The organism is Brucella sp. NBRC 12950 (assembly GCF_030268145.1).
GTDB lineage: Bacteria > Pseudomonadota > Alphaproteobacteria > Rhizobiales > Rhizobiaceae > Brucella.
Genome location: NZ_BSQC01000003.1, coordinates 123,030 through 135,052 on the forward strand (window position 1 = coordinate 123,030; position 12,023 = coordinate 135,052).

Consider the following 12,023-nt stretch of genomic DNA (forward strand, 5'->3'; position numbering starts at 1 on the left):
TAATGCGCCGCTTTCTTTATATAGGCTTCAGCAGAGATTAGTGGGCAGTTTTCGTTTCGATCTGCTGGGCTTCACCAACCGATGCTTTGCTGACTTCAATCTTGCGCGGCTTCATCTGTTCAGGGATTTCGCGCTTGAGATCGATATGGAGCAAGCCATTCTTGAGGCTGGCGCCAGCGACTTCAACAAAGTCTGCAAGCTGGAAGCGGCGCTCGAAAGCACGCGAAGCAATGCCGCGATAAAGCACTTCACCGGTTTCAGAAGCATCGTTCTCGGCCTTCTGGCCCTTCACGGTCAACTGATTGCGATGGGCTTCGATTTCGAGTTCGCTTTCCGAAAAGCCTGCAACGGCCATGGTGATGCGATAGGTGTTCTCACCGGTCCGCTCAATATTATATGGCGGATAAGACTGCGAACCTTCTGGCGATGCGAGCGTGTCGAGCATCGAGGAGAAGAGGCGGTCGAAACCAACGGTGGAACGATAGAGCGGGGAAAAATCAACGTGACGCATGTGTAAGCCCTCCTTAAGAGCGACATAATGCATTGGTTTGGCGGCAGAACTCCCATTCTGGCGAATCCTTCGTGCCGGCGATCCCGTTATCGGCGACCGCAAAACTTAATTGGGAATGCCCCTTTTTCATTTCAAGGCTGATTTTATTGTGTCTTGCATAAAACGCTGTCGGGGCCGCGCGTGAAAGCCGAGAATATAGTTACACGGCTTATCACTTAGCGTAACAACTCCTGATCGCTTGGACCCCGGAAATTGGGGGTTACGCCATCCAATGAACCCAAAATGAACATCATCTTCGGCGAGCGTTCAGATGCTTGGGGCTATTGTCCCACTATGCCTGCTGAGAGGCGGGTTCACCAAAGGATTACGGTTATGAAAAAAGCTTTTCTTGCTTTTGCCGCACTTGCCACCGTCGCAACCGGAATTGCGACTACGTCCCATGCAGCTGATAACGGCCTGCGTGTTCAGGTTCAGTATTACGACGATGATGGTTATCGTCCACCAATGCCGCCACGCGGCGGACCACGTCCAGGTTGGGACGGTCCAGATCGCGGATATGATAGAGGCCCGGGTCGCGGACCGGGCTGGGGTGACGGCTATGGACGTCCGGAAACACTCGGCCCACGCCAGATTTCGCGCTCACTGCAGCGCCGCGGCTATGATGTCGGTGATATGCGCCGTGAACGCGGAGCTTATCTCGTCAAGGCAACCCGCCCGAATGGCCGCCGCGTAATCGTTGTGGTCGATGCATTCAGCGGCCGCATCATCGATGAACGCCGCGTTGGTCGCGGCTGGTAATATTCTCTGATTTGGAAAGATCAGCCAGTGTAACGTCCCTTGCACTGGTTGTTTCCTGAACCGGAAGTTTGCTTGCAAACTTCCGGTTACTTTTTATCATTCTTTATCCGACTATACTGGTGTGTGATTTTAATTGGGGCCGCAGTTTGAATGCCAGAATTTCTTTTTGAAACCGACGCGAACCCCATTCCCGCAGGGACAAAATCAGGACAGTTCAAATCGAAAGATGGCCTGGATCTGCGCTACGCCATTATGAGGCCCGAAACAAAACCTTCGCGCGGAACCATTATTCTGCTGCAGGGCCGCAACGAGTTTATCGAAAAATACTTTGAAACCATCTCGGATCTGGCCAGACGCGGGTTCACGGTCGCAACGCTCGACTGGCGCGGCCAGGGTGGTTCGCAGCGGCTGCTCGAAGACCGGCTGCGCGGCTATGTTCGGAATTTCAGCGACTATACTGACGATCTCGATCAGTTTCTGACCGAGATCGTGCTGCCTGATTGTCCGCCACCCTTCTATGTGCTGGCGCATTCGGCAGGCGCACTGATTACCTATTCATCGATTCACAAACTGGCATCGCGCGTGACCCGTATCGTGCTGTGCGCGCCATTAATGGGATTGCGTCCATCACAATCCGGCGACACCAAAATGCGCTTCATGGCAACGACCTTGCGCTGGCTAGGAATGGGTCGGAATTATGCCGCCGGTGGGCGCTTGCGCGGTGAAAGGCCCTTTGAAAACAACCCGCTGACCAATGATCCAGAACGCTTTGAACGGAATGTGGCTGTGGTGCGAAAACATCCAGAGCTGGCGCTTGGCGGGCCAACGATCAACTGGATCGGCAATGCGCTTGCGGCCGCAGCCCGTATTCATCAGCCCGGTTTCTATGACGGGCCGACAGTGCCTGTGCTGGTTATTGCTGCAGGTGCTGACAAGGTCGTCTCGACCACAGCTATTGAGCGCTTTGCTGCGCGCACGCGCAACGTCTCGCTCGTCGTCATCGACGGCGCTCGCCATGAATTGCTTCAGGAAGCCGATTTCTATCGGGAGCAGGCTCTTGCCGCTTTCGACGCTTTCATTCCCGGCACATCGGAAATTGAAGCGCTTCCAGAGAGCATAGAGCCTGCAAATCCAGACAAGGCCTGACGATCAGCTGTTCAGCAAATCAAGAGCGGCCTTGTGCAGTGCTGGTGAAGCTGCGGCAACAACATCACCGCCCTTTTCTGCCGGGCCGCCGTCACGCTGCGTGACAACGCCACCCGCCTGCTCGATGATTGGAATGAGCGCCACGATATCATAAGGCTGAAGGCCCGCTTCCACGACGATATCGGCAAAGCCACTTGCCAGCATCGCAAAGGCATAGCAATCAACGCCGTAACGCGACAGACGCACCGCATTTTCCAGTCGGTCAAAGCCCTTACGCAGATCGCCCTTGAAAAGTGCCGGCGTGGTGGTGAACATGGTCGCATCTTCAAGCTTTGCCTGAGCGCGCACAGAAAGCCGACGTGGGTCTGCACCTTCGCGGAGGAGATAAGAACCATTGGCATCGCCGTAAAACAGCTCACCCGTGAAAGGCTGGGACATCATGCCAGCCTTTGCATCGCCATCGACGGTCAGGCCGACCAGCGTTCCCCAAACAGGCAGACCAGAGATGAAAGCGCGGGTGCCATCAACCGGGTCGATCACCCAAACATGACTGCGATCGATATTTTCAGGGCCATATTCTTCGCCAAGAATGCCGTGATCTGGAAACTCGCGCCCGATGACTGCACGAATCGCGCGTTCCGCAGCACGGTCGGCTTCCGTGACCGGATCAAATCCCGAAGTATATTTGTTGTCGATCTCGTTGAACTGGCGAAACCGTGGCAAGGTTTCAGCAGCTGCGACCGAAGCGACTTCGGAAAAAAATGCCTTATCAATCAGCAATCCCAATCTCCCGTTTCCATAAGATGATGCATTGATGTGCATCTCGTCCTAATATTGCTCACAATTTGAGCTGTCTATTTTTTAGCACAAAAAATATGCGTAAATCCTTGACGCATAAAGCTTTGCCGCGTAGCTTAAAGGTCAGACAGGCTGTCCTGTCGGTGCCTTTCGGGGCATTTCCTCCCTAGTCTTTGGCCGCGCTTTCTTCTTGGAGCGCGGCTCTTTTTATATGCATTTGATGTTAGATTTCTGTGCTGCAGCATAATTCCTTAAACCTGAACCAGTTTAAGGTGAGATTATGCTGTAAATATATAGTGTTAGAGCACCCGACAGCTATTCAGCTGCGAGCGGCCGCACGACCAGAAGTTCATCCGGCAAGGACGTGAGATCGCTCAGGAACTGATAGAGATCGGCGCATAGCGCATCGAAGCCGGCAAGCTTCTGCAAGGTCTGCTCATTCATATAGAGACTGCGATTGATCTCGATCTGCAACGCGTAACAGGCTGCAGCAGGTCTGCCATAATGCTCCGTGATAAAACCACCTGCATAAGGCTTGTTATGTGCGACAGTGTACCCAAGGCCGCGAAGCAATTCGATTGCCGCCTGCGTCAGCTGCTCGCTGCAGGATCGACCGAAACGATCACCAATGATGAAATCAGGCCGCCCGCCAACATCGCCGGAGCGCGTGCCGCCCGGCATTGAGTGACAATCGATCAGAACCGAATAGCCAAAGCGCTCATGGGTCGACTGAAGCAGACCATCCAGCGCACGGTGATAGGGCTTATAAAGCTCCTCAATACGATAATAGGCCTCTTCAAGCGATATGCGGCCAGGATAAATAAGCTGCCCCTCGCCGACCAGACGCGGCACAGTGCCCAGACCGCCCGCAACACGCGCCGACTGGCTGTTCACGTAAGGCGGCAAAGGCTCCGCAAACATTCGCGGGTCAAGCTCGTATGGCTCACGGTTCACGTCCAGAAAGGCGCGCGGGAAGTGGGCTTTGAGCAACGGCGCGCCAAGGCGAGGCACTGCTGCAAAAAGCTCATCGACGTAGCAATCTTCGGAATAGCGAATGGCGAGCGCATCCAGCCGCGATTCTTCGAGAAATGAATTGGGATAGGCTCGACCGCTGTGGGGAGAATTAAAAACGAAAGGAATACGCTGCTGCGCAGGTGCACAGACCTCGAAAGGGGGCATCAGATGAAAATCACGATCCAGACTCATACTTAAACCCGTTTCGACTGCCTTTAGACGACCGACCATACGATAATTACGCTTTTAAAGCAGTATCTTATAATAATAGGGCGCGATTCAATATCCAATGTTTGAGGGCCAACCTTTCCTCCCTTTGGCAGGCCGTTCAAACGATGCAAAGCTGTAACACATATCAGCTTGTTGCCAAACACTGGCCATAACAATTAACATTTGCGAGAGCATTCATTTCATATTTACCAAAAAAGCGTTTTCTAGTGTGAAAACTGAGTCGTCATTTGTGCCAGAAGGCACGAACGGGCGGCGCGAAATTCGGACGGACCCATGAAAAGAATTCTGCTAGCTGAAGACGACAACGATATGCGTCGTTTCCTCGTGAAGGCGCTGGAAAAGGCGGGCTATCACGTTACTCATTTCGATAACGGTGCCAGCGCCTATGACAGACTGCGCGAGGAGCCATTCTCGCTGCTTTTGACCGATATCGTCATGCCAGAAATGGATGGTATCGAGCTTGCACGCCGCGCAACTGAAATCGACCCTGATCTGAAAATCATGTTCATTACGGGCTTTGCGGCAGTGGCCCTCAATCCCGATTCGGACGCCCCGCGCGATGCGAAAGTGCTTTCCAAGCCTTTCCACCTGCGCGATCTTGTGAACGAAATTGAAAAAATGCTGATCGCCGCATAAGGCGACCAGCGACTTTCCCGGCCTTTGATAAGGTATTCAACAAAAAGAATAAAAAAGTTCAAAAAAGGGCATTGACGGACGCAACGCTATATGGTGTATGCGCCACATCGAATGGGCGTATAGCTCAGCGGGAGAGCACTACATTGACATTGTAGGGGTCACAGGTTCAATCCCTGTTACGCCCACCATTCGAACTCCAAGCCTTAAATTTAGTATAACGTTCAAGTGCTTAGACGTTTTTCGGCTTTTAGCTTTTTCTCAGGCACATCATTCGGTTCAGGCTTTTCCTGGCTTGCGCAACATCTATTTATTTGCGGACACCACCCAAATATTTCGGAACAAAATTGCATCTGCTGCGTTAGTGCGCCCGGAGAGGTGCGTCTGAATTTTTAGCTTTCGTACACTCCAGACTTAAGCGGAGTGAATTTCTTCAATGTTCCATAAAGTGACGTCGGGGCGATATTGGCGATTAAAGTCGGCCACCGATCCTCATCATAATCGAGTCGACGCGCTGTGCAGCGATCTGTCCATGTTTGGTTCAGAAGCTTCCTACAGAAATTATTTGCAGGCTACGCTTGCAAGTCGCCTTTTACTGGAATCGATGCTTGAAACAAGCCACATCGAAGCTCTTCTACCGCAATGGAACGACCGCAGGATTGAGCCTGATCTTACCCACGATATAAATGACTTCCCCGATTGTCTCCCACCCGAGACGTTGAAGTTCAAGCGCGCGACCGAGCCCGTCGATCTACCCACCATCATCGGGACGCTCTATGTGCTGGAAGCATCCGCCATTCGGGTTCAGGACCGCGCCGAGCAAGTCGCCAAACTCGGTTTCACGAAAGAGTTCGGCGCCAGACATCTCGACAGACAAATGGCGAATTTGCGTTCATGGCAGCAAACACTTAATTTGATCGATATAACGCCCTTCGATGACGATGACGAAGAGCGCTGCAAATTTGCCGCCATCGCAGCATTCGGTGCATTTGAGTATAATTATCAAAAGGTCTTCAACTATGTCGCCAGACAGCCCGCTTGATCAGACTGCCTGCGACCGCGAACCAATTCATATACCCGGATCTATCCAGCCGCATGGCATGCTACTCATAGCAGAACTGGCGAGCGGTCTCATCGTCGGCGGTGCCGGGCAATTGGAGGCCTATTTTGGGGAGACATGGCCCGGCCAGAACCTCGATGACCTTTTGCAATTCGATGCACTGGCGCTCGCCACAGAAGCGCCGCGAGCCGACGAAATCATTCTGGGTAAACTCATCATTGGGGAGGAAACTTTCGACCTCCTCGGCCATATCCTCAGCGAATATCTGCTGGTCGAAATAGAACCCGCACTGCATTCATTTGTTACGCCTGAGCAGTCTCTTTCTGGTCTTGAGGCGGTGGCTTATCAGTTTGAAGCAGCACCCGATATTAGGACTCTTTTTCAGAAAGCTGTGGTGGCATTCCGCAAACTGACCGGTTTTGATCGCGTGATGATCTATCAGTTTCTCGAAGATGCGTCCGGCGTTGTGGTAGCTGAAGATGGCAACGACAATTACCCTTCTTTTCTCAACCACCACTTTCCTGCCAGCGACATTCCCAAACAAGCAAGGGCGCTTTATCTTCGCAATCGCGTGCGCGTCATTCCAGACGCGTCCTATGTTCCGGCTCCCCTGAGATGGTACAGCGAAGAACCACAGCAGCCGCTGGATTTGAGCGATGTAGCCCTGCGTAGTGTTTCCCCCATTCACCTCCAATATCTGCAGAATATGGGCGTTGCCGCTAGCGCATCTGTCTCGATCATCAAGGACGGCGTACTCTGGGGCCTCATTGCCTGTCACAATGTGGTGCCGCTTGCTATGCCATTTGCAACACGCGCATCAGCCCGTGCGTTGGCCGCAAGCCTCGCCCGACAGATGAAATCGAAGGATGAGGCAGAAAATGCCCGGGAGCGGTTGCGGCTGCGTTCGCATGAAGATCGACTGGTCGAAGCACTCCTGATTAACGCACCACTCGAAGAACGCCTTGCGGAAGCCGCCGACAATCTGCGACAGATGATGATTGCGGATGGCTTTGCCGTGGTTTCCAATGGAAAGATCGCGGCGCGGACCGGTGCGTCGCCCGATATTTCCGATTTGCGAACAATCCTTGATCTGATCCACGGTAGGTTCAAAGACGGCTTGTTTCATTCACATGAGATGGGGCGTGACAAAGACCTGCCGCAACATATTATCCCAATTGCCAGCGGCATTGCCGTGTTGAAACTACATTTGGATGAAGATGTGTTTCTGATCTGGTCGCGCGCGGAAAAAGTGCAGATCGTGGAATGGGCAGGTAATCCTCATAAAGACACGTCGGATTCCGCCTCAACGCCGCTCACGCCACGCGCCTCGTTTGAAGCCTGGTCGGAAGAAGTGCATGGTCGCTCACGTTATTGGAACTTCAACAAGATCGACGCAATGCATCGAATTAGCCGCGTCATTCACGAGGCCTATCAGCGCCGTCGGATAGACAAGCTGAACAGCGAATTGCAGCGCACTCTGGATCAGCAGGAAAAGCTTCTGGAACAGAAAGATTTTCTGATGAAGGAAATCAATCACCGCGTCCAGAACAGTCTTCAGCTCGTTTCGACCTTCCTTGGAATGCAAATGCGGGAAACCAGCGATCCGTTGATTACGCAGTATTTGACGGATGCCCGCAGCCGTATCGCCGCAGTGGCACTCGTCCACCGCCGTCTTTATTCCGATAGCTATGTCGGTTCCGTTGATCTTGCCCGCTATCTCGACGAACTGTCGAACGAACTGTTTCAATCGATGGGAGAGGAATGGCGCAGCCGCCATACAAGCAGGCTCTCGCATGTGCTCATCAATGCCGACCGCGCAATCAATATTGGTTTGGTCTATTCCGAGCTTGTGACCAACGCGAATAAATATGCCTATGATGGCGCACCAGGACCAACATGGGTTACGCTTGATCAGCATTTCAATGAGGCGCGCCTGATCGTAGCTGATAACGGAACGGGCAAGACACGCAGCCGCGTCGGCTTTGGCAGCAAAATGCTCAATGCCATTGTGTTGGGACTTGGCGGCGAGATGGAAGAACTCAACAACGATCCGGGTCTGAAAGTCGTGGTCACAGTCCCCATCGAGCTCTAAGTTCATACGACTGACATTACGCCAGCCGTACGATTTTCATTTTTTTCAGGTTAGAACTGGGTTGTGAGCCCCACCATAAAGGTGCGCCCGCGGCCGGTTTTGTCAGCCATTTCACCCGATACAGCTGGGCTATACGCCACATCCGTCAAGTTCTCGACGTTCATGAACGCGGTCGCGTGTTTGTTGAACTTGTACGAGGCATAGAGATTGTAAAGCGTGTAGGCTTCCTTCTTCTCGGTATCGCCAAATCCAACTGCGTAGCGGCTGCCGCCAACATAATTCATCGTGGCACCGACCGTCAGAGCTTCATCAAATGCACGAACGCCGACATCGGCAGTCACATAGTCTTCCGGCAGGAATGTCGAGTCGCCATTGCCGATACCTGCGCCCCAGCCAACTGGCTGATCGTTGGTTGCATGGGTATAAGACAAGTTCACATAGGCAAACCGCGCATCATAACCGCCTTCGATTTCGAAGCCGCGTGAGTGGGTGGTTCCTGGCACATTGACCCAGATTGCCCGTTCATACGGATCGCCCGGCAGGCTGATGATATTGTTGACGATGTAGTTTTCGATATCGTAGCGGAAGTAGTTTACTTTCAGTCTCAATGCGTCGCCTGCCAACAATACGTCATCTTTAATGACATTTGTGCCGAACTCCCATCCGCGAGACTTTTCCGGATCGAGGTAGAAGTTGGAGAACTGACCACCACCAATGCCAGCGCCGATTGGAACCAGTGCCCATAGCGCTTCTCGCGCGGATGGAGGCCTGAACGTGTGAGCATAGGTGACGTAAGGCTGCAACCAATCCAGCGGCTTTGCGGAGAGAGTAATCTTCGGATTTAACGCATTTTCACTTCGTGACACATCGACATTACCGCCCGTTGGTGGGCAGAAACCGACATTGGCCGTACAAGGGCTTTGGTGCCCACTCAGGGTCCAGTAGTCGTAATTTATCCCTGTGCTAAGCTCAAAGATTCCGCTCGACAAAGTGAGGTCTGTGAAAGCACGCGCTTTTTGCATTCTGCCGGGAGGGTTTGCCCCACGATAATTATTGACCTTGTAATCGTCCGAAGAATAGGCCGCACCATATTCCCAGCGAGCGCTAACGGCGTCGGTGATGTCAAAACGGCTGGTGTTCGTGACATCGAATCCATAGCCATTGTCACGCGTCTGGCGCTGCCGATAAGAACCACCGGTCGTCGGATCGTAAGACATATCTGTGCGGTTATAATAAGCGTTGACCTTCAAATCGATCCAGTCACTATCCGGATTATAGCTATAGTTGGCCGTGTAAGTCGAGTTCGTTACGCCCCACTCATAGCCCGAAACCAGAAAGCGGTTCTTGTACCACCGTGCGCCGAGTTTCAGATCATGCACATCGTCTGGCTGGAAATGAAACTTCAACAAACCCGAACCCGGCTTGTTACTCGCATCCGGCGTATTGTAAACACCGTCTCCTCGGCGGTAATTCTCGCGATCACTATAGCTGAAAGCACCAACAATAGACGCCGTTCCCGATCCAGGTATATTGGTCCTTGCACCACCGGCAATCATGCCCGAAAGACCGAAGCCATTATTTCCGGCCTTCATGATTGTCTTGACGCCCTGGTCCTGTCCATCAAGGACCACATCTTGGAAATCAATCGTCCTGAAATTGACCGCTCCGGCAAGCGACCCCATGCCATGGGCACCGTTTACAGCGCCGCGCTCGGCACCCACACCTGCTAGCAGGTTGGTATCGATATAAAGCAGTTCTCCACCGGTCGAAGCATGACCTGCAGTGTTTCTGAACATCTGCGGAACACCATCGATCATGGTATTGATGCGACCATCCGATTCAAAGCCACGAATATTAACCGCAACACCCGGCTGGCTCGATGAGATACGCGTGAAAGTGCCAGGCATGGAGCGAACGATTGCGTTTGCATCGCCACCGTATTTTTCCTGCACGATATTGCCATCGATGACGCTGACACCGCCTGGCGTCAGATAGGGCGCGTCCATGTCGACGCCTGCACTGATGATAATCGGCTGAAGCTCCACAGAGCCTGGAACCTTCTGGTCTTGTGACTTGTCGCCCGCTTCTGCACTCTGCGGTGTACCGCCCGCCAATTGCGCATGGGCCGCGGGAATGCCCGCGATGAATGCGCTATATGCAACACCGAGTAAAAGAATGCCGTATTGTTTTGAGTGTATTTTTTTCACTGTTTCCTCGCGAAAGTGGAAATCAGTGGCTGGCTACCTGAGAACTATTGCTTGCTGCTGATATGCGTGGTCGGCCTGCAGACGTTGCAGTTTACAGGCTGACAATTTTCAAAGGTAAAGATTTGCAATGATAACGATCACTGCAAATAAACCAGCATACGCTACCCAGAATCCATCTCCCTCGACAAATCGATGAAGCGCCGTCTTCTGACTATTTTTGTTATACATGATCTTACCCGCCGAAAGGGATGCCTCCGCCGCAACCTCTAGTTAACATGATAATTTGAGTCAAGTTAAATTACTTTAAAATGCTCTGCAAATTTCTTATACAAAAATGTGTCGGCATTCAGCGTAGCTTGAAAAGAAATAACATCCGGCATTGCAAAATTCATTGCGGCCCGTACCTCAGTTATGAAAAGAGTGAGAAGCGCATCCTGAAAATGAGAAACCGTTTTCAGGCAAGATGCGCGTTGAAAGAGCGCAGGAATTGATGCTTTTCAGCGCGACCGCTCAAGGATATTCTGCCGCACGTAGCGACTGTTAAGGGCCAGTGAATGAACGAGAATTTCGTATCAGTCGATGAAGAGCAGGAGCGCGCACGCGTGGCCTGGCTCTATTTCATTGGCGGCCAGACTCAGCAGGAAATCGCACAACGGCTTAACATTACCCGGCTAAAGGTCAACAAGATCATTGGTCAGGTTCGCGAGTCGGGTCAGATACAGGTCAAAGTCAGCCTGCCGCTTGTGGATTGTATCGAACTGGCGGAGAAGGTCGCGGCTCGTTACGGCTTAGCTGATGCCGTAGTGGTGCCGGATCTTGATGACTATCTGGAGCAGAAACGTGTGATCGGCGAAGCCGCAGGGACCATGGCAAGCGAGCTGATTTCAGGGCGGGACATGGGGGTGGGCATTGCCTCGGGACGCACTTTAAGTTTTGCGGTTAGAAATTTACGTTCGCGTCCCAAACCTGAAAGCTGGGTCGTCAGTCTGACCGGGGGCGTGACCAGCGGCTCCTCTACAAACACATTTGAAGTTGCAACCGACTTTGCGCGGGCGCTCGGCGTTGAGTGTCATTATCTCACTGCTCCGATCTATTGCGCAAACCGCGAAAGCCGCGATGCAATTCTTTTGAGCGACGAACTGACAGACGTTCTGGCGCGCACCGAAATCGCGGATATCGGCCTTGTCTCTTGCGGCGCACTAACATCGGAAACCTCACTCACCCACATCCGCGTGGTGAAAGATAACCTCGATGCCGTCCTGAGGCTTGGGGCGGTCGGTGAATTTCTGGGGTATTTTCTTGATGCTCAGGGGCGTCCGATTGACCATTTCCTCAATGAATCAATCATTGCCCTGCCACCAGACAAGCTCAAACTCAAACCCGCATCGGTTCTGGTCTCGGGTGGGCCGAATAAAATTCCGATTATTCGGGCCATTCTGCGCGGCGGCTTTGTCAATCGCCTCGTCACCAATGAAGGCGTTGCCCGCGCATTATTGCAGGGGCCGCGCTAAACACGGCCCCTGTGCTAATTGA

General features: G+C 52.7%; 10 protein-coding genes and 1 tRNA gene. 7 read left to right on the forward strand and 4 right to left on the reverse strand.

Features of this window, described 5'->3' with window-relative positions:
• Positions 1–37: 37 nt before the first annotated feature.
• Positions 38–511, reverse strand: coding sequence for an Hsp20 family protein (locus QSJ70_RS06095; RefSeq protein ID WP_007877193.1), 474 nt, complete (start codon positions 509–511; stop codon positions 38–40).
• Between the two features lie 372 nt (positions 512–883).
• On the opposite strand from QSJ70_RS06095, the gene QSJ70_RS06100 reads away from it, so the two are divergent.
• The gene (locus QSJ70_RS06100; RefSeq protein ID WP_007877195.1) at positions 884–1,309 is read left to right on the forward strand and encodes a PepSY domain-containing protein; all 426 of its coding nucleotides are present in this window, start codon (positions 884–886) and stop codon (positions 1,307–1,309) included.
• A 150-nt stretch (positions 1,310–1,459) separates the two neighbouring features.
• Positions 1,460–2,455: an alpha/beta fold hydrolase gene (locus QSJ70_RS06105; RefSeq protein WP_215778143.1), complete on the forward strand. Its 996-nt coding sequence runs from the start codon at positions 1,460–1,462 to the stop codon at positions 2,453–2,455.
• 3 nt (positions 2,456–2,458) lie between these two features.
• On the opposite strand, the gene hisN is transcribed toward QSJ70_RS06105, so the two are convergent.
• Together hisN and QSJ70_RS06115 are read right to left on the reverse strand one after the other, a co-directional pair.
• Positions 2,459–3,235 (reverse strand): histidinol-phosphatase, encoded by a 777-nt coding sequence (gene hisN / locus QSJ70_RS06110; protein WP_285535149.1) that lies wholly within the window; start codon positions 3,233–3,235, stop codon positions 2,459–2,461.
• Positions 3,236–3,568: 333 nt separating this feature from the next.
• Complete coding sequence (locus QSJ70_RS06115) at positions 3,569–4,459, reverse strand: N-formylglutamate amidohydrolase (RefSeq protein WP_215778141.1); 891 nt, start codon at positions 4,457–4,459, stop codon at positions 3,569–3,571.
• Between the two features lie 312 nt (positions 4,460–4,771).
• Between QSJ70_RS06115 and cpdR the strand changes: the two genes are divergently transcribed.
• The 4 genes from cpdR (at position 4,772) to QSJ70_RS06135 (ending at position 8,283) form a co-directional block, all read left to right on the forward strand.
• Positions 4,772–5,134, forward strand: a complete 363-nt coding sequence (cpdR, locus tag QSJ70_RS06120; RefSeq protein ID WP_113159629.1) for a cell cycle two-component system response regulator CpdR — start codon at positions 4,772–4,774, stop codon at positions 5,132–5,134.
• Positions 5,135–5,247: 113 nt separating this feature from the next.
• Positions 5,248–5,322 (forward strand) — tRNA-Val (locus tag QSJ70_RS06125).
• Between the two features lie 341 nt (positions 5,323–5,663).
• Entirely contained in the window at positions 5,664–6,173 is a 510-nt protein-coding gene (locus QSJ70_RS06130) for a heme oxygenase-like domain-containing protein (RefSeq protein WP_215778138.1), read from the forward strand.
• Positions 6,151–8,283: a histidine kinase dimerization/phosphoacceptor domain -containing protein gene (locus tag QSJ70_RS06135; RefSeq protein ID WP_285535153.1), complete on the forward strand. Its 2,133-nt coding sequence runs from the start codon at positions 6,151–6,153 to the stop codon at positions 8,281–8,283. Before QSJ70_RS06130 ends, QSJ70_RS06135 begins: the two co-directional genes overlap by 23 nt.
• Positions 8,284–8,333: 50 nt before the next feature.
• Here QSJ70_RS06135 and QSJ70_RS06140 read toward each other — a convergent pair whose 3' ends face one another.
• The gene (locus tag QSJ70_RS06140) at positions 8,334–10,490 is read right to left on the reverse strand and encodes a TonB-dependent receptor domain-containing protein (protein ID WP_285535154.1); all 2,157 of its coding nucleotides are present in this window, start codon (positions 10,488–10,490) and stop codon (positions 8,334–8,336) included.
• A gap of 554 nt (positions 10,491–11,044) precedes the next feature.
• Here QSJ70_RS06140 and QSJ70_RS06145 point away from each other — a divergent pair.
• Complete coding sequence (locus QSJ70_RS06145; RefSeq protein WP_215778129.1) at positions 11,045–12,001, forward strand: sugar-binding transcriptional regulator; 957 nt, start codon at positions 11,045–11,047, stop codon at positions 11,999–12,001.
• The last annotated feature ends 22 nt before the right edge of the window (positions 12,002–12,023 follow it).